Source organism: Pseudoteredinibacter isoporae (genome assembly GCF_011602085.1).
Lineage (GTDB): Bacteria > Pseudomonadota > Gammaproteobacteria > Pseudomonadales > Cellvibrionaceae > Pseudoteredinibacter > Pseudoteredinibacter isoporae.
The window spans coordinates 522,393-540,542 of sequence record NZ_JAAONY010000001.1; the positions used below are offsets into that span (position 1 = coordinate 522,393).

The 18,150-nt window shown below is 47.8% G+C and carries 14 protein-coding genes and 1 pseudogene; 12 read left to right on the forward strand and 3 right to left on the reverse strand.

Annotated elements, in window-relative coordinates; all coding sequences use genetic code 11:
• Window positions 1–128: 128 nt before the first annotated feature.
• The 10 genes and pseudogenes from glyQ to pdxR all read left to right on the forward strand — a co-directional run bounded on the left by glyQ (window position 129) and on the right by pdxR (window position 12,772).
• Window positions 129–1,073 carry a glycine--tRNA ligase subunit alpha gene (glyQ, locus tag G8768_RS02230; RefSeq protein ID WP_166852041.1) on the forward strand — a complete coding sequence of 315 codons (945 nt, stop codon included), beginning with the start codon at window positions 129–131 and terminating at the stop codon, window positions 1,071–1,073.
• Window positions 1,073–3,151 (forward strand): glycine--tRNA ligase subunit beta, encoded by a 2,079-nt coding sequence (gene glyS / locus G8768_RS02235; RefSeq protein WP_166852038.1) that lies wholly within the window; start codon window positions 1,073–1,075, stop codon window positions 3,149–3,151. Before glyQ ends, glyS begins: the two co-directional genes overlap by 1 nt.
• A gap of 9 nt (window positions 3,152–3,160) precedes the next feature.
• Window positions 3,161–3,718: a D-glycero-beta-D-manno-heptose 1,7-bisphosphate 7-phosphatase gene (gene gmhB, locus G8768_RS02240; protein WP_166852035.1), complete on the forward strand. Its 558-nt coding sequence runs from the start codon at window positions 3,161–3,163 to the stop codon at window positions 3,716–3,718.
• A 12-nt stretch (window positions 3,719–3,730) separates the two neighbouring features.
• Window positions 3,731–4,429: a lysophospholipid acyltransferase family protein gene (locus G8768_RS02245; RefSeq protein ID WP_243749346.1), complete on the forward strand. Its 699-nt coding sequence runs from the start codon at window positions 3,731–3,733 to the stop codon at window positions 4,427–4,429.
• 71 nt (window positions 4,430–4,500) lie between these two features.
• On the forward strand, window positions 4,501–7,227 hold the full coding sequence (locus tag G8768_RS02250) for a M16 family metallopeptidase (RefSeq protein ID WP_166852032.1): 2,727 nt from the start codon (window positions 4,501–4,503) through the stop codon (window positions 7,225–7,227).
• A gap of 606 nt (window positions 7,228–7,833) precedes the next feature.
• A pseudogene (locus tag G8768_RS21315) lies at window positions 7,834–8,148 on the forward strand (methyl-accepting chemotaxis protein); the annotation flags it as partial.
• 69 nt (window positions 8,149–8,217) lie between these two features.
• Complete coding sequence (locus tag G8768_RS21320; RefSeq protein WP_425048673.1) at window positions 8,218–8,580, forward strand: CZB domain-containing protein; 363 nt, start codon at window positions 8,218–8,220, stop codon at window positions 8,578–8,580.
• A 181-nt stretch (window positions 8,581–8,761) separates the two neighbouring features.
• Complete coding sequence (locus tag G8768_RS02260; RefSeq protein WP_166852020.1) at window positions 8,762–9,433, forward strand: spondin domain-containing protein; 672 nt, start codon at window positions 8,762–8,764, stop codon at window positions 9,431–9,433.
• A 547-nt stretch (window positions 9,434–9,980) separates the two neighbouring features.
• The gene (locus G8768_RS02265; protein ID WP_166852015.1) at window positions 9,981–11,177 is read left to right on the forward strand and encodes an acyltransferase family protein; all 1,197 of its coding nucleotides are present in this window, start codon (window positions 9,981–9,983) and stop codon (window positions 11,175–11,177) included.
• Window positions 11,178–11,269: 92 nt separating this feature from the next.
• Window positions 11,270–12,772, forward strand: coding sequence for a MocR-like pyridoxine biosynthesis transcription factor PdxR (pdxR, locus tag G8768_RS02270; protein WP_166852010.1), 1,503 nt, complete (start codon window positions 11,270–11,272; stop codon window positions 12,770–12,772).
• A 14-nt stretch (window positions 12,773–12,786) separates the two neighbouring features.
• Here pdxR and G8768_RS02275 read toward each other — a convergent pair whose 3' ends face one another.
• Window positions 12,787–13,233 carry a GNAT family N-acetyltransferase gene (locus tag G8768_RS02275; protein WP_166852006.1) on the reverse strand — a complete coding sequence of 149 codons (447 nt, stop codon included), beginning with the start codon at window positions 13,231–13,233 and terminating at the stop codon, window positions 12,787–12,789.
• Between the two features lie 164 nt (window positions 13,234–13,397).
• On the opposite strand from G8768_RS02275, the gene G8768_RS02280 reads away from it, so the two are divergent.
• Together G8768_RS02280 and G8768_RS02285 are read left to right on the forward strand one after the other, a co-directional pair.
• Window positions 13,398–13,796, forward strand: a complete 399-nt coding sequence (locus G8768_RS02280) for an MbcA/ParS/Xre antitoxin family protein (RefSeq protein ID WP_166852001.1) — start codon at window positions 13,398–13,400, stop codon at window positions 13,794–13,796.
• Between the two features lie 2 nt (window positions 13,797–13,798).
• Window positions 13,799–14,491, forward strand: coding sequence for an RES family NAD+ phosphorylase (locus G8768_RS02285; RefSeq protein WP_166851997.1), 693 nt, complete (start codon window positions 13,799–13,801; stop codon window positions 14,489–14,491).
• Window positions 14,492–14,571: 80 nt separating this feature from the next.
• On the opposite strand, the gene gyrB is transcribed toward G8768_RS02285, so the two are convergent.
• Both gyrB and recF read right to left on the reverse strand, forming a co-directional pair.
• Window positions 14,572–16,989 (reverse strand): DNA topoisomerase (ATP-hydrolyzing) subunit B, encoded by a 2,418-nt coding sequence (gene gyrB, locus G8768_RS02290; RefSeq protein WP_166851991.1) that lies wholly within the window; start codon window positions 16,987–16,989, stop codon window positions 14,572–14,574.
• 50 nt (window positions 16,990–17,039) lie between these two features.
• A complete protein-coding gene (recF, locus tag G8768_RS02295; protein ID WP_166851986.1) occupies window positions 17,040–18,143 on the reverse strand; it encodes a DNA replication/repair protein RecF in 1,104 nt (367 codons plus the stop codon).
• Between the last annotated feature and the right edge of the window lie 7 nt (window positions 18,144–18,150).

An 18,150-nucleotide genomic window follows, 5' to 3' on the forward strand; every position in this document is an offset into this window, starting at 1 on the left:
GTAATCCGCTTTCAGTCCCAAGCGAATTAGGCGTTTGCCCGGTCTGAAACCCCTTCCGCCATAGAGTTATTGTGCTGCCGACGATATAATCCGCCCTTTTGATTCATTCTGCCGGAGGCAATGTCGCGGTGTCCGACCCCAAAGCTGATACAAGTACTTTTCAAGGGCTGATTCTCGCCCTGCAACAATATTGGGCCCAACAGGGCTGTGTGGTTTTACAGCCCTTGGATATGGAAGTCGGTGCCGGTACCTTTCACCCAGCCACTACTCTGCGTGCGGTTGGCCCGGAAAACTGGAATGCGGCCTATGTGCAGCCTTGTCGTCGCCCGACTGACGGCCGCTACGGTGAAAACCCGAACCGCCTTCAACACTACTATCAATTTCAGGTAGTCATGAAGCCCAACCCGGAAAACTTCCAGGAGCTCTATCTGGGTTCTCTTGATGCTCTGGGTATTGATACCACCATACATGATGTCCGCTTTGTGGAAGATAACTGGGAATCTCCAACTCTGGGTGCCTGGGGTCTGGGCTGGGAAGTCTGGTTGAACGGTATGGAAGTAACCCAATTCACTTACTTCCAGCAAGTTGGCGGCCTTGAGTGTATGCCGGTTATGGGCGAGATTACCTATGGTCTCGAGCGTATCGCCATGTACCTGCAGGGTGTCGACAGCATCTACGATTTGATCTGGACCGTAGGCCCGCAAGGCCCGGTGACCTATGGCGATGTTTTCCACCAGAACGAAGTGGAAATGTCACGCTATAACTTCGAAGAAGCCGATGTGGATTTTCTGTTCCAATGCTTCGACAAGTACGAGAGCGAGTCCGCTCGCCTGGTGAAAGCCGGCCAGCCTTTACCAGCCTATGAGATGGTTATGAAGGCCTCCCATACCTTTAACCTGCTGGATGCTCGCCACGCCATTTCGGTGACCGAGCGCCAACGTTACATTCTGCGTGTTCGCACCTTGGCGCGCGCCGTTTGCCAAGCGTACTACGACGCACGTAAAGAACTGGGTTTCCCACTTGCCGAGGAAAGTCTGCGTAATGAGTTCCTGGCCAAGGAGGAGGACGCCTGATGAAAAAAGATTTTTTAGTTGAACTGGGCACCGAAGAACTGCCTCCAAAAGCCCTGAAAACCTTGTCCAATGCCTTTCAACAAGGTATCGAAACCGGTCTGAAGGATTTGGAACTGTCTTTCGATTCCGTAAAGGCCTACGCCGCACCGCGCCGTTTGGCTGTTCAGGTTAATGGCCTGGATGAGCAGACTCCGGTGAAAGAAGTCGCTGTCTGGGGCCCGCCGGCAAAAATTGCGTTTGATGGAGAAGGTAAGCCCAGTAAAGCCGCCGAAGCATTTGCCAATAAAAACGGCATCGCCGTCGATGACCTGAAAACCGAAAACGATGGTAAACAGGACAAATTGATTTACCGCAAAAAAGCCGGCGGAGAACTAACAAGCGATAAACTCGAAGCCATTATTCAGACATCACTGGCTAAACTGCCAATCGCCAAGCGTATGCGCTGGGGTGCCCGTCGCGATGAATTTGTGCGCCCGGTACAGTGGCTAATGATGTTGTTTGGTAACGAGCTGATTGAAGCGGAAGTGTATGGCGTAAAGGCCAATCGCGAAACCCGCGGCCATCGCTTCCACTACAACCAAACTCTGATTATTGATCAAGCCAGTGAGTACGCCGAGAAGCTTCAGTCTATTGCTTATGTGATGGCAGACTTTGAACAACGTCGCGAACTGATCAAACAGCAAGTGTTGGCCGAAGCCACCAAGGTAAATGGCGAAGCCATGTTGGATGAAGAATTGCTGGACGAAGTCACCGCGTTGGTTGAATGGCCCGTTGCTCTGACAGGCAAGTTTGAAGAAAGCTTCCTGGAAGTTCCTTCCGAAGCGCTGGTCTACTCTATGAAAGAGCACCAGAAATACTTCCCGGTCCAAAACACTGATGGCCAACTGATGCCTTACTTTATCACCATCAGTAATATCGAAAGTAAAGACCCGGCCCAGGTGATTTCCGGCAACGAAAAAGTGATTCGTCCTCGCCTCGCCGATGCAGCATTCTTCTTCGAAACCGACAAAAAAACCAGCCTGAGCGATATGCGCGAACGTTTGAAGCCCATCGTTTTCCAGGCGCAATTGGGTTCTATTTACGATAAGACCGAACGCATTCGCAATCTCGCTCAAATGATGGTTCAACAAGTCGGTGGTGATTTGGCGAAGTGCCAGCGCGCCGCTGAGCTTTGTAAAAGCGATCTGGTCTCCGACATGGTCGGTGAGTTCGACAAGATGCAAGGTGTCGCCGGTTACTACTACGCCAAGCACGCTGGTGAAGACGAAGAAGTTGCCCTGGCATTACAAGAACAATATCTGCCGAAATTTGCGGGCGATAAATTGCCGAGCAGCACAACTGGTACCATCATCGCCTTGGCAGATCGCCTCGATACCTTGAGCGGTATTTTTGGCATCGGACAAAAACCTACTGGCTCAAAAGATCCCTTCGCATTGCGTCGCGCCAGCGTTGCCGTTTTGCGTCTGCTGGTTGAAAAAGAACTGCCGCTGGATCTGGGACAACTGTTGAAACTGGCCACCATTAATCATGGCAGCGCCATTAAAGACAGCGAAGCCTCGGTGAAGACCGCTCTGGATTATATGCTGGAACGTTTTCGCGCCTGGTACGAAGAAGAAAAAATTGCTGCTGAAGTCTTTATGGCCGTAAGCGCCAAAAATCTCAGCGTGCCATTGGATATTAACCGTCGCGTTCACGCCGTTCATGCTTTCAGCCAGCTGGAAGATGCTACCGCATTGGCCGCCGCTAATAAGCGCGTATCCAATATTCTGGCCAAGCTCGAAAGCCCGGTTGCTGATGACGTAAACGACGCCCTGTTAACGGAAGCCGCTGAAAAAGCATTGGCCAAGGCCGTTGCTGAAAAAGCCGAGCAGGTTGCGCCGCTCTTTGTCGACGCCAATTACACCGAAGCGCTGAGCGCCCTTGCGGATTTGCGTCCAGTCGTCGACAGCTTCTTTGATGATGTTATGGTCATGGCAGACGATATGGATCTGCGCAACAATCGCCTGGCCCTGTTGAACAAGCTGCGTCAGTTGTTCCTGCAGGTCGCGGACATTTCCCTGTTGGCACCGGCTAAGTAAGAGGCCACTGTGAAACTGGTTATCCTGGACAGAGACGGTGTGATCAACCACGATTCGGCTGACTATATTAAGTCGGCTGAAGAGTGGCAGCCAATTGAAGGCAGTCTGGAAGCCATTGCCAAACTCTCCCGCCTGGGCTTTACCGTTGTGGTTGCAACGAACCAATCCGGACTGGCACGGGGTTTGTTTGACCTTGATGATCTGGAAGCCATGCACAGCAAGCTCACCGAGATGGTGGAAACCCGTGGCGGAAGTATTGCGGCCATTTTCTACTGTCCCCATGGGCCGGATGACAATTGCAGCTGCCGCAAACCCAAAACCGGTTTGGTGGATGCCATAGAAGTTGAATTTGATGTCTGTGCGGAAGGCGCGCCTTTCGTTGGCGACAGCTTAAGAGACCTGGAAACCGGTCTCGCCAAGGGTTGCCAACCTATTTTGGTGCGCACAGGTAAAGGCGAACAAACCCTGGCCAAGCTCGCCAAAGAACCGGTCGACGGACTGGAAAATACACCGGTATTTGATGATCTCGCAGCGGCGGCTGCCTATATCGCCGATCACTTCGGTTAAGGATATGGACTCTTGATAGCAAAGCTACGCGCAATTGTTTTTTATATCGGTTATGTAATTACCGGTATTCTCTTTGGCGCATTGGCACTGCCACTTATGTTATTCCCCTACTCGCTTCGGGCGCCTGTGCTGGTCGCCTGGAATCGATTTTGTCTGTTCTGGCTCAAAGTCTGCTGTGGTGTCCGTATCGACATTCGCGGCAATAAAGAAAGCCTGACGCGACCCTGTGTGATTCTCGCCAATCACCAAAGCAGCTGGGAAACCCTGTTTTTACAGGCTCACTTCAGTCCTGTTGCGACTATTCTTAAGCAGGAATTATTAAACATTCCATTCTTTGGTTGGGGTTTACGAGCATTACGATCGATCCCGATTGATCGTGGCAACCCCAGAGAAGCCCTTAAAAAAATTCGCAAGGAAGGTGTCGCTCGTCTGGATGACGGCATTAGTGTGTTGGTATTTCCCGAAGGCACCCGTAAGGAACCTGGTGAACTTGGAAACTTCGCCCGCAGCGGCGCCGATATAGCCATCGCTGCCAACGTCCCCGTCGTTGCCGTAGCGCACAACGCTGGAGTTTTCTGGGCTCCACACAAACTTGCGAAACAAGCTGGCGTCGTCACTGTCTCAATTAGTGATATGATCAGCAGTGAAGACCGCAATAGCAAAGAACTTACCCAAGAAGTACGAAACTGGATCGAGCAACACAGCGTCTAAAAATACGCTCGACCCATTTGTAACTCCAGCACCCCATCGAGGGGGTGCTGCCCAATCATAAGGAGCCAGCTATGGGCTTGTCTTTTCGTAAAACCTTGATTGCGTCAGCGATCATTGCCGCCGGTACTTTATCTCAAGGTATTCTGGCAAAACCTGTAAAAGTTACCGAAGTTGAAGGTATCAGTGAATACCGCCTGGATAACGGCTTACGCGTTCTTCTCTTTCCCGACGTCACCCAGGAAACCGTAACGGTAAATGTGACCTATCAAGTCGGTTCCAAACATGAGAACTACGGCGAAACCGGTATGGCCCATTTATTGGAACATCTGGTTTTCAAAGGCAGCCCAAAGCATAAAGACATTCCCAAAGAGCTCAGCGAACACGGTGCCCGCCCGAACGGTACAACTTGGACGGATCGCACCAATTATTTCGAAACCTTCAATGCCACCGAGAAAAATATCGATTGGGCTCTGGATATGGAAGCCGATCGTATGGTGAATTCCTTCATTGCCCAGAAAGATCTCGACAGTGAAATGACGGTCGTACGCAATGAGTTCGAACGCGGTGAAAACAGCCCTTATAACGTTCTGGCCAAACGCGTGATGGCAGCGGCATACAGTTGGCATAATTACGGAAAATCCACCATCGGTGCCCGCTCGGATATTGAAAACGTTTCAATTAATCGCCTCAAGGCCTTCTATAAAAAGTACTACCAACCGGACAATGCAACGTTAATTGTCGCGGGTAAGTTTGAACTTGCGGATATGCTGAAGAAAGTCGAAGCCGCCTTCGGCCCGATTCCAAAGCCCGAACGCGTTATTGAGCCACTGTATACCCAGGAACCTGCCCAAGACGGTGAAAAGCTGGTTACCGTTCGACGCGTTGGCGATGTGCAGGTTTATCTAATGGCTTATCACGTTCCCGCTGGTTCCCATGAAGATTTTGCGGCGCTGGAAGTTCTATCCGGCATCATGAGCGAAACCCCACGCGGCCGTCTGCATCAGGAAGTGGTTGAAAAGAAACTCGCCACCCAAAGTTACGGTTTTAATTTTCAGTGGGCTGAGCCAGGTTTAATGATGTATGGCCTGGTCGTCGACAAGGCAGAAGATTTGAATAAAGCCATCGACGCAAGTCACAAGGTTCTGGAGAATCTGGCGAAAACACCGATTACCCAGGAAGAAGTTGAGCGCACCAAACGCAAGCTGATCAAAAACTTTGAACTCGGTTTTAATTCTTCCGAAAGCGTTGCTCTGGAATTGAGCGAATGGCTCGGTATGGGTGACTGGCGTTTACTGTTTTTGAATCGCGACCGCATTGAGAAAGTTACCGTTGAAGATGTTCAACGCGTAGCTGAAAAATACCTGACTCGAAATAATCGAACCGCTGGCCGTTATCTACCTGCTGACAAACCCGAGCGAGTGGAAATTCCTGCCGTTGCCAGCGTCAGCGATATGCTGAAAGGCTACAAAGGTCGCAAAGCGGTGAGTGCTGGTGAAGTCTTTGATGCCTCCTTCGATAATATCGATAAACGTACAGAAAACTTCAGCATCGGCAATGATCTGAAAGTGTCACTGTTGCCCAAGAAAACTCGTGGTGAATCCGTCGAGTTTTATATGAGCTTAAACCTCGGTGATGAAAAATCATTGATGTCAAAAGCCAATATTGGCAGCGCTGCCGCAAACTTATTAATGCACGGCACCAGCAAGTACACCCGGGAACAGCTGCAAGACGAATTCGATAAATTGAAATCCAGTGTTTCCATTGGTGGTGGTGCAACCGGTATCGGAATTCGCGCAAATACCAAGCGTGAAAACCTGTCCAAGGTTATCGAGCTGATTGCCCATGTGCTGAAAGAAGCTAACTTTGACTCAAAAGAATTCGATCAGTACAAAGCCAAATCCAAAGTGAATCTTGAGCAGAGCATGCAAAACCCGCAATCGCTGGTTTTCCGTGAGTACAGCCGTCGTCACCGTCAGGTAGCAAAAGACCACCCACACTATGTACCAACTTTCGATGAAAGCCTGAAACGTTTGGAAGGTTTAAAACTCGAAGACGTAAAAGCTTTTCACGATACATTTTATGGCAGCCAATTCGGGGAAATTGCTGTCGTCGGTGATTTTGATGAGAAGGCGATTACATCTCAACTGAAAAAACTCTTCGCGGATTGGAAACCCAAAACAGCTTATCAGCGCATCGCTCGTTCCTTTCAAGCTGTGAATAACAAAGCCCAACAGTTTAATACGCCGGATAAGGAAAACGCTGTTTTTGCGGCGACCATTTCATTACCCATTAATGATGGGCATAAAGATAGCCCGGCGCTGGTACTCGGAAACTATATGTTGGGCGGAGGCTTTTTGAACAGTCGTTTGGCCACCAAACTTCGCCAGGAAGATGGCTTAAGTTACAGCGCTGGTTCTTTCTTGAATCAAAGCGAGCTGGATAAGCGTTCTGCCCTGGGCATCTACGCCATCTGTGCGCCGCAAAACCTGGGCAAGGTCGAGTCTGGTGTAAAAGAAGTTTTGCAGAAAGTCATTGAATCCGGCTTCACTGATGAAGAAATCGCCAGTGCTAAATCCGGTTATCTGCAGCAACGTAAAATTGCGCGTTCAAAAGACGATGAGCTTGCCCCCATGCTCGGCAACAATTCGTATTTAAAACGCGATATGCAATGGTCGAAAGACTTTGAAGCAAAAATTGAGTCCCTTACAGCCAAAGATATTCACGAGGTAATGAAGCGCTATTTGAATATCGATGAATTTGCCATCCTGACGGGTGCCGATTTCACTAAGGCAAAATAAACCTTTCAAACCCTATTCCAAGCCGCCTTCCGGGCGGCTTTTTTATTTTCCTGCCTCCACCCTAGCGACCGTCACATTCTAGTCTATGCTAATTTTGTATTAACTTTTTTAAAGAAGAGCCGATAAGAAGCTTACTTCTTGAATTCACGGACGAGATTAACTGACAGAGGTACTTGGGCAGGAACTTCTATCCAGCCTTCATGGATGTGTCTTTAGGCAAATAACAGTACATCATAATGGAAAAAGGGTGGATCAATGTTCGTATTGCAATCAAGCTACCAAAGTCTGGAACAGGAAAACGAATCTCTACGTAAGCAAATTCGCTTGCTTGAGCAAGAAAACCAACAACTTAAAATTCCCACAGAAATTGAAGAAGCACCAGAGCAGCTTAACAACAACGGGGGCTTTGAATCCAAACTCCTCGGTTACACTTTGGAGTGTTTGGGACAAATTGAGCGAATTCGTGAATCGGTACTCTCCTCACACCAATCAATCGAAGCTGAAAGCCAATCCTCGGACAAAATCAATGAACTGCTTGATGTCTCCAATGATTCCCTGAAGCAGATCGTCACCGAGATGCATGGCCTGACCAATAATATGGGGGGGATGACAGAAAACATCTCTGGCCTCTCGGAGATGGCCGACAACATTAACTCTTTTGTGGAGACCATTTCCAAGATCTCGGACCAAACCAACCTGCTGGCCCTGAATGCTGCCATTGAGGCGGCCCGGGCCGGCGAAGCCGGTCGTGGTTTCAGTGTGGTCGCGGACGAGGTTCGCTCCCTGGCCAACAATACCAATACCTCCGCCAACGAAGTATCTGAGCTGGTGGGTCAGATTATCCAATCCACCTCAGAAACCGTGGACTCAGTGAACACAATCCAAAGCAGTAATAATGAACTGTCAGAAGGTGTCGGTCGCCTGAATGAAGACTACGGCGCCATTATTGGCTGCTGCAATACCATGAAATCCACCATCAGCAACGCTTCCATGCGGACCTTTGTTCAAACCGTCAAGCTGGACCATATTGTCTGGAAAAGCGAAGTCTATGCTGTCGCGTCCGGCAAAAGCGATAAATCCATTGATGATTTCACCGGCCATATGAATTGCCGATTGGGCATTTGGTATAAAAATGAAGGCATGGAGAAATACGGAGACAGCGCCGCGTACAAAAATATCGATGTTCCTCACAAAAAGGTCCACGACTGCGGCATCGCCGCCTTAAACGCTCTGGCCGAGAACCAGCAAGAGCTGGCAACACAATATATGGAAGAAATGGAACAGGCCAGCCACCAGGTAATGGATTATCTCGAAGAATTGAGCCATTACAATGATCAATCAGATGTCGCCTAAAACCTCTTAAGTTCCCTGGGTAGCCTTTCAGGAGGGCTACTCATGTCCCCATTTGTTATATTTTTTAATCAACTTGTGATTTTTTCTTTAGAAAGCAGTGACTGGATAGTTTGTTTTGCTCTGTAACGTTATCTGCGGTTTTGCAGTTAGTACCCAACGTCGCAATAGAGGAAATTACAACATGTCTCTTAAGAAAACACTTATCGCTTCAACCGCTATTCTCGCCGCAGGCTTGAGCCTGTCCGCCAGTGTATCTGCCCAGGCTCTGGAAACCTATAAAGTAAAAATCACGAACATTACTCACGGTATTACCTTTACGCCGTTTTTGGCCGCATCTCATCGCAGTGATGTGAAAGTATTTGAAGTTGGTCAGGCTGCCAGCGATGAAGTTGCTCGCGTAGCAGAAGGTGGTGATGTAGGCCCCCTGGCCACTCAATTGGATGCATCTTCCAGCGTTGCCGATACAGCAACAACCAGCGGCCTTTTGGGTCCAGGTGAAAGCACGGAATTTGAACTGCAATCTCAGCCATTTGTTAGCTTTATCAGTATCGTTTCCATGCTGCTGCCAACCAATGACACCATGGTGGCCTTAAACCAGGCGGTACTGCCAGGTTTCCGGACCGCTAAGCTGACCTATTACATGAACGCTTACGATGCTGGTACCGAAACCAACTCAGAGCTGTGTGCTGATATTCCAGGCCCTCGTTGTGGCGGCAGCCCATTCTCACCCGATGATTCCGGTGAAGGTTACGTATTCCCGAGCCCAGGTATCCACGGTGAAGCTGACTTGACCCGCGCACGTTACAATTGGGGCGGTGCTGTAGCAAAAGTTGAGATTGAGCGCATTCGCTAATCCAGTTTTTTGTAATACATCAAAGCCTGAATCTTTTCTCGTTTTAGCGTAAGACTGGAACAAGGAAGGGTTCAGGCTTTTTCTTTTCTGAACATATCCCTCCGTTATGTTTAAACTTCTTCTCCCACTATCCAATTCTTTGATTGCCTAAGCAAGTTGAATAAAAACAATCACAATCCTTTTTGAAAGCCGAAACCATTCAATCCAATTATCCGGGACTTTGTCTATCACGATGTATAAATTTGTATCTCAAGCTTTATTTCTGCTCACACCGAATGCATAGTATGCCCCTCTTGGAATGCACTAATTTAGGGACTGAATATAAACCAATTCAAATTTAGTAATAGAACTTCTACGTACCTAGCAAAAAGTATTTAAATATCCAGTTTTGTAGTCGACAAAACCGCTTTCCAGCCAGCACAAAAGATATTTACATGTCTATGTTCGCTAACCGGTGCCGCACAAAACCCGGTATTGGTGAATGAATAGTTGTTTTACTAAATTTGAATAATCAGCCCCTACCTCTGAATTCTGATGCGTAGGATTTATGTTAGAACGGAATCACCTTCAGCACTCGATGCCAGGGCTGACAGGACTAAGGGGAATTGCAGCCTTGATGGTGCTGCTGTTTCATTGTTGGGGAGAAGCGGGGTTTTCTTCGCTAAGCTTGCCCTTGGGAGACATAAATGTACGTTTGGACCCACTATTGTCTGTTGGTTGGTCGGGTGTTCAGATTCTCTTTGTTCTCTCGGCCTTCCTGTTAGCTCGACCATTCATACGCGCAAATTCCAGCTTCAAACGATCTCCGGTAACACCGTCTTATTTTCTGCATCGCGCTTCTCGGGTATTCCCCGCCTACTATGCGCAATTAATCATTCTTCTGTTTGTTTTTTATGCCCTTAATGGAGATTGGCCTTTTGGTTTGGATAGGCTGTACGGTTATGTACTCATGTTGTTTATTCCAGAGCCCATAGGGATCGGAAACCCGATATTGAATGGCGTATGGTGGACACTACCAATTGAACTGTCCTTCTACATCGTATTACCGTTTTTGGGGCCATTCCTAAAATGGAAAAACCGGTTTTATTTATTGTTTTTATTTGTCGGCTGTATGCTTGTCTGGCGTTATTATGTGGTCAGCGAACTTCCCACCGCAAAGGTAACGGTATGGACGGTACAGCTCCCAGGCAGTTTGGATTCATTCGGGCTGGGTATTATGGCTGCATTAATTCATGTGCACTATTATGAAAATGCCCAGTTACGGACACGCTACCTACGCTATTTGCCCGTCGCTTTCGCATTGGCCCTCCCAGCGTATGTATTGCTGATTTCCTGGATGGACACTGACAAGCTTTTGTATTGGAAAAACAACCTAATATTCTTCAGTTGGACAACGCTGTTCAGTGCCGTAACGGCGCTGGTCGTACTCGCCTGTGCAGCAAACTTAAGCAGCGCAAGATTACTCTTTGCGAACCGCTACGTGTTCTATATGGGGCTAGTTAGTTATGGCTTGTATTTATGGCATTTTCCAGTCATGAAATGGGTATACCAATACAGCCCTATTTCTTCTATGGCAGGGGATCATTTTCTATGGCTGACATCAGTAACCTTTGTTTTCTCACTTCTACTCGCATCTCTATCCTGGTTTTTTATTGAATCCAAAGTGATTAACTGGGTTAAACACAAAACTCGATCAGCCCAACAAGAAAACCGCTATGACGAAGTACTCGCTCATAAGGTTTAGAAACTTTGTCTTTTTGTGATCACGCACAGACTTGTTAATATATTGGAATAGGTAACATCAAAATCCGATTCATGCCCCATTGAGTGATCATCATGAACGAAAGCAAGCTCCTTGCAGATTTGATTGCATTGAAGTTGGAACGCTCGGGTGAGGAAGCACTGCATCAGCAAGTTTATGTGGTGATTCGCGAGGCGATTATAAATGGTGTACTTGCTCCAGCATCCAAAATCCCTTCAAGTCGTTCATTGGCTTCTTCCCTGAAGTTATCCCGAACTACGATTTCTACAGCCTTGGATCAACTTTTTTCAGAAGGCTTTCTCATTACCAGACAAGGCGACGGTACCTATATTGCCGATTTAAAATTCACAAGTCAGTCATCAAAAAATTTGGACGGCCATGTTTTTCCCGCTTCCCAAGCAAAAAACCCTCCCTCCAGACGCTTGGAAGGCACACCACTAAAAAGCAGCAACATTGTTTTTAGTGGAAACCAACTTCTTCCAGGTTTTGTCGACCACTCTCTTTTTCCCTATGGGGTATGGAACAAGCTTTATAAAAAGCATAGCCTTCAAATTGGAGACGCCTTAAAACAATTTACATCTGGAAATGGCTTTTTTCCTCTATGCCAATCCATCGCCAGACATCTCGCAATTTCACGAGGCATCAATGTTCGGCCGGAACAAGTATTTATTACTCATGGAGCTTCACAGTCAGTTTCTCTTATTGCTAAGACTGTGAGTCAACCCGGTGACAGCGCCTGGATCGAAAATCCCGGTTATCCAATGATTGCAGAAACATTGGAAATGGAAGGTCTTAAGCCAATTAATACGGAAATTGATCATCATGGATTAAACCCCAGCACAGAACAGATTCGGGACAGCTCACCCCGCTTGATTTGCACGTCGACCTCCTATCAATTTCCGCTTGGCTATACCATGCCAATCAGTCGTCGGCTCAAACTTATCGACATCGCTAAGGCCAAAGACAGCTGGCTGCTGGAAGATGACTACGATGGTGAGTTTCGATACAAGGGCAATCCTATTCCGGCTATGTTCGGTTTAGAGAACAATGAGCGAACTCTCTATATGGGTACCTTCAGCAAAACCCTGTCTCTGAGTTTACGCATGAGTTTTGTGGTTGTTCCTTTAGCTCTGGTCGAGAGTTTTCAGGCAATCTACCCAATGCTTGGAAACTTCAGTAGCGTCGTAAGCCAAGCAGCACTTGCCGAATTGATCAGCTCCGGCCGATTCGCCAAACACGTATCCAATATGAGAAAAATCTATGGCAGACGCCGACGGGCTCTTGAGCAAGCACTTGTCGGCAACCACATCAATCACCAGGAAGCGTTCAACCCCGGTGGCTTGCATATTGTTGCCGAACTTCAAGGTAAAGACGTGACCGATTCAGAAATTATGGAAGCCATATCAGATACCGACATAAGCTGCATTCCCCTCTCTTTTCTCTATCGGGAACCGGTTCGCGCCAAGCAGGGTTTTCTCCTCGGGTTTACTTCCTGTGACGAAGACAAGATTCTGAACGCCGTTTCAATATTGCAATCGGCTGTTCAACAGCGGGGCGCAACACTAAGCCCGCTCTAACTTAGCGGATTTGCTTACACACCCGTTATGTAAAAGCGAAAATCACTCGCTTCCGCATATTGGTCATAGAGCGACCTCGCCGTGGCATTTCCATCCTGGGTCAGTAGGGTTAATGCTGGCCAGCCCTTTTCTTTACACATATCCATTAAATGACGATAAAGAAGTTTACCCACCCCCTTACCCCGAAACACCGGAGAAACAAATAAGTCACTCAAGTAACACACTTCCTTGCCATAGATACTCAAGGGCCAAGCGTGATAATGAGCTAAGCCTGCTAAATCACCATTTTCATCATAAGCCACCAACCCTTGGAGCATATTGGCGTCATCATGTAGCCAATTCCACTGGATCATGATCTTTTCTTTATCAGCCGGACTTTCATAAAAATCACAATAGCCCTTGAAGAGTTCTTGCCACTGATCAAAATCGTCTTCGCTCAGCATTCGTACCTGAACACTCATCGTTATCCCCTGTTTGGTTTTATGGTGCTTTTAGTCTTGCTCAACAAAGTGGCTTTAGAAAGGTCCACTTTTTTCAAATTTTAAGAGGCCAATAGAAGATTGACTATAATATTGAAGTATTTATCAATTGAGCTATAATTTTGTAAAGCTTGAGGAAAAACACCATGAGCCAATTTGCAAATTTCACCACTGAAAAAAGAAAAGAGGCCGCAGGGCCTTTAATCAGAACCATTCTGCAAATCTTTGAACGCTGGAAACTTAATAATAGCCAGCAGCAGGCCTTATTAGGCTTACATAATGAAGGGACTTTTTACAACTGGAAGAAAAAGCCCGAATCCGCCACTCTCACCAATGACCTCCTTGAGAGAACCAGTTACATTCTGGGCATCTGGAGATCGCTTCAGATTCTTATCCCGGAAGAACGTATTTCCGATACTTGGATAACATCCCCCAATAGCAGCAGTGCCTTCAACGGCCAATCTCCGCTACAGCGAATGCTGGCCGGACATATCGTGGATTTGGCACATGTTCGCCAATATCTGGATGCAGAGCGAGGCGGCTAGGAATGGATGTCGCTGACCTGGAAGTCACTCCTGTTAAAGAGACCACTTATCGCTTGATTCCCAGCCGCTTTCCGCCGATTGACCTCTACGAGAGAGTGGCCAACGCTGAAGAATTCGAAATTCTCCACGAAATTGAATCCCTGACCAATGACCGACTTAGAGACGAAGTTGGGGACATCAGCCTGGTTGCCAAAGAAGATCGGATCGCCGGCCCTGGCACCAGCTATATTATGGCGGCCTTTACCCACGCCCGAGTGAATGAAGATGGAGGCCGTTTCGATAGAGGTTACGGTGTATTTTATTGCGCGAAGGAACTGGAAACTGCCATCGAAGAAACCAAATACCACCGGGCGAAATTCTTTTGCGATTTCAACAGCAGCCCAACAACCGTGGATATGCGCTCACTGCTAACCGACTTGGACCAAAACCTCCACACCGTTCTAGGTAGACAAGAAGAACTGTCCGATATATATCACCTCGATGATTATTCAGCCGGTCAGGCCCTCGGCCAAAAGCTGAAAGACGCCAAGTCCTGGGGCATCGCATTTTCCAGCGTGCGAAGAGATGGTGGTCATTGTTATGGCGTGTTCAGGCCACCCGCCCTGTCTAATTGTCGCCAGGCCAAACACTACCAATACCACTTTGATGGAAAAACCATTTCCCACGTGATTGAGAAGACTTTGATCTCTCTGTGAATCTACACAAAAAAGGCAGCTCGAAAGCTGCCTTTTTTTATTCTTACTTCATTGCGATTTGCCAATAAACAACTGGGAGACTAAACATCCAAGTTTGCCACCGACAGCGCATTGCTTTCGATAAAGTCACGGCGAGGTTCAACCTGATCCCCCATCAAGGTGTTGAACATCTGGTCAGCACTGATGGCGTCTTCGATGGTCACCTGCAGCATACGGCGGGTTTCCGGATCCATAGTGGTTTCCCAAAGCTGTTCAGGGTTCATTTCACCCAAACCTTTATAGCGCTGAACGTTGTAGCCGCGCTTGGATTCTTTCATCAGCCATTCCAGGCCATCTTTGAAATCACGGGTTTCCAACTTACGCTCACCTTTGGAGAAGTAGGCACCCTCTTCCATTAAGCCATTTAGCTTATTACCCAACTCAACCATGGATTGATATTCGCCGGATTGGAAGAAGTCATGACCAAAGTGATACTCGGTATCCACACCGTGGGCCGTTACTTTAAACGTTGGCAGGTAAACATGACGCTCACTGTCTTCGCTCACGGTAACGCTGTAGCGATGGCTGCCGGTTGAGTTATCGCTTTGAATTTTTGATAGTAAAGACTCACTCCACTCCTGTACCTTTGTTTCACTGGCCATATCATCCATGCTAATCGCAGAATGATAGATCATCTGCTCCAGAACTTCAGATGGGTACAGGCGAGATAAACGTTCGATTGTACCCATAACGGCACGGTAAGCGTTTACCAATTCCTGCAATGAACCACCGGTAATAGCGGGAGCATCCGGGTTCACATAAAGCGCACCGGATTCCAGGGCCACATTGGTCAGGAATTCTTCCAGGGCTGCCTCATCTTTCAGGTACTGTTCCTGCTTGCCTTTGCTGATTTTGTACAGCGGAGGCTGCGCAATATAGACATGACCACGTTCAATCAATTCTCGAGTTTGACGGAAGAAGAAAGTCAGTAACAGCGTGCGGATGTGAGATCCATCCACGTCCGCATCCGTCATGATAATGATGCGGTGATAACGCAGTTTATCCGGGTCGAATTCTTCCGCACCAATACCACAACCCAATGCGGTAATCAGTGTGCCAACCTCGGCACTGGACAGCATTTTATCGAAACGTGCTTTTTCAACGTTCAGGATCTTACCCTTCAAAGGCAGAATAGCTTGAGTTCGGCGATCACGGCCCTGCTTTGCAGAACCACCCGCCGAGTCACCCTCCACCAGGTATACTTCAGACAAGGCCGGATCTTTTTCCTGGCAGTCCGCCAACTTTCCTGGCAGACCCGCAATATCCAAAGCCCCTTTACGACGGGTCATTTCACGAGCTTTACGCGCGGCTTCTCGCGCCTTCGCCGCTTCGATCATCTTGCCCACAACCGCTTTGGCTTCTTGGGGGTTTTCCAACAGATAATCGCTGAAGGCTGCTCCCATTTCCTGCTCAACTGCACCTTTCACTTCGGAAGAAACCAGCTTGTCTTTGGTCTGGGAAGAGAATTTAGGATCAGGGACTTTTACCGAAATGATGGCGGTTAAACCTTCGCGGGCATCGTCACCGGTGGTAGAAACTTTCTCTTTCTTACCCATGCCCTCTTTTTCAATATAGTTATTCAGTCCGCGTGTCAGTGCAGAACGAAAGCCGGCCAGGTGAGTACCACCGTCACGCTGGGGAATATTGTTGGTGTAGCAAAAAATACCTTCCTGGAAGGAGTCATTCCACTGCAAAGCGACTTCAACACCAATTCCATCATCACGCTGCACATCGAAGTGCATCACCTGATTTACGGAATTCTTGTTTTGATTCAAGTATTCAACAAAGGCACGCAAGCCACCTTCGTATTCAAAGATGTCTTCTTTAGCTGTACGCTCATCTTTCAGAACAATACGAACACCAGAGTTCAGGAAAGACAGCTCACGCAGGCGTTTGGCTAGCTGGTCATAGTGGAACTGAATATTGCTGAAGGTATCCGGGGACGGTGTGAAATGAATTTCTGTACCGCTGATTTCCGTATCACCCACTACCGTTAATGGGGCCTGTGGAACACCATGATGGTAAATCTGCTCATGGATTTTGCCTTCACGGCGAATGGTCAGTTTCAACTCTGACGATAGGGCGTTTACCACGGATACCCCTACACCGTGCAATCCACCGGATACCTTATAAGTATTATCGTCAAACTTACCGCCCGCATGGAGTACGGTCATAATCACTTCGGCGGCGGACACCCCTTCTTCATGCATTTCTGTCGGGATTCCACGACCATTATCAGATACCGATACCGATTCATCAGGGTGAATGACGATTCTGATCTCAGAACAATGGCCAGCAAGCGCCTCATCAATTGAGTTATCGACAATCTCAAACACCATGTGGTGTAAACCGGTGCCATCATCCGTGTCACCAATGTACATACCTGGGCGCTTACGCACAGCATCCAGGCCTTTCAATACCTTAATACTGGACGAATCATAAGATGATTCTTCTGACATAGCATACTCCGTTGTTATATTGGCGCCTGTTTCACGCCGATCAAACGCCGTTATAACGTCTGATTTGTATGTTCCACTAAGCCATGTTTCACGTGAAACATCGCTGCTTGTTCTTTTTCGGCTTCCGGCCAAGCATTCAATAAAGCTTGTTTCTCTACAGCAGTAACAAATACCTGGGCACCAATTAGGCTTAGCCAGTTTGCAAGCCGCTTTTGGTTGTCGCCATCCAGCTCAGCTGGCAAATCATCTACCAGATAAATGCAGGGTTTTCCGGTAAGTTCGCTGTATGTTTTGCCTATTGAGATCTTCAGCGCACAGACCAACAGCTTCTGCTGCCCTCGGGAAAGCGCTTGCTCTGCAGGATGGCCTTCAATTTTTATTTTGATATCAGCCTTTTGCGCGCCATACCAGGTGTAGCCCAGCTTAGCATCGCGTTCTTTCCCCTCTTCCAGTTGCTCCTGAAAGGTTTTTTCTTTATCCCAACCTTTGTAGAAGTCGATACTAATGCCTTCCAGAGGAACAAAGTCACTGATAACTTCATTTAAATTCAGCTTTAGCTTGTCAAAGCACTCCTGCCTCATCAGCGCCAGCTGTTCGGCCTTAGAGCACATCTCCTGCTCCCAGGGCCGCAGTTCAAAGCCTTCTATTCTACCACGTCGGAGCAGACTATTCCGGTGTTTCAGGGCTTTTGAGTAGCCTTTCCAGCAATCGTGGAAGGAATGTTTCACGTGAAACACCAACCAATCCAAATAAGAGCGGCGCTCTTTCGGTGCACCTTCGATTAAATCAAAACTGTGAGCATCGATGATCAGGGTGGGCAGCAAGGAAGCCAGTGAGGAGGCCGAGTAAACAGCTTTTCCATCAATTTTTGTCTTAGCTCCACTTGAACCCTGCCTTTCCAGTCCAATACTGTGCTCAAAATCCTGAGAAAGTAGCTTCGCAAACAGTATCAGACTGTCGGCATTATGATTAATTAGAGGCTTAACCTTATGAGAGCGAAAGGAACGGCCGGTACCCAGAAAGAAAATGGCCTCCAGAAGACTGGTTTTGCCACTGCCGTTAGCACCGAATATAAAGTTAAGACTGGAACTTGGGTGCAGTGTAACTGCACCCAGATTTCGAAGATTGGAAATTTTTAGGCGGGTTAGGGGCATCTAATGC

Bases quoted from the DNA above. Each gene is read 5' to 3' on its own strand.
- glyS (WP_166852038.1), top strand. From the start codon at position 1,073: ATGAAAAAAGATTTTTTAGTTGAACTGGGCACCGAAGAACTGCCTCCA.
- G8768_RS02250 (WP_166852032.1), top strand. From the start codon at position 4,501: ATGGGCTTGTCTTTTCGTAAAACCTTGATTGCGTCAGCGATCATTGCC.
- G8768_RS21320 (WP_425048673.1), top strand. From the start codon at position 8,218: ATGCGGACCTTTGTTCAAACCGTCAAGCTGGACCATATTGTCTGGAAA.
- G8768_RS02260 (WP_166852020.1), top strand. From the start codon at position 8,762: ATGTCTCTTAAGAAAACACTTATCGCTTCAACCGCTATTCTCGCCGCA.
- G8768_RS02265 (WP_166852015.1), top strand. From the start codon at position 9,981: ATGTTAGAACGGAATCACCTTCAGCACTCGATGCCAGGGCTGACAGGA.
- pdxR (WP_166852010.1), top strand. From the start codon at position 11,270: ATGAACGAAAGCAAGCTCCTTGCAGATTTGATTGCATTGAAGTTGGAA.
- G8768_RS02275 (WP_166852006.1), bottom strand. From the start codon at position 13,233: ATGAGTGTTCAGGTACGAATGCTGAGCGAAGACGATTTTGATCAGTGG.
- G8768_RS02280 (WP_166852001.1), top strand. From the start codon at position 13,398: ATGAGCCAATTTGCAAATTTCACCACTGAAAAAAGAAAAGAGGCCGCA.
- G8768_RS02285 (WP_166851997.1), top strand. From the start codon at position 13,799: ATGGATGTCGCTGACCTGGAAGTCACTCCTGTTAAAGAGACCACTTAT.
- gyrB (WP_166851991.1), bottom strand. From the start codon at position 16,989: ATGTCAGAAGAATCATCTTATGATTCGTCCAGTATTAAGGTATTGAAA.
- recF (WP_166851986.1), bottom strand. From the start codon at position 18,143: ATGCCCCTAACCCGCCTAAAAATTTCCAATCTTCGAAATCTGGGTGCA.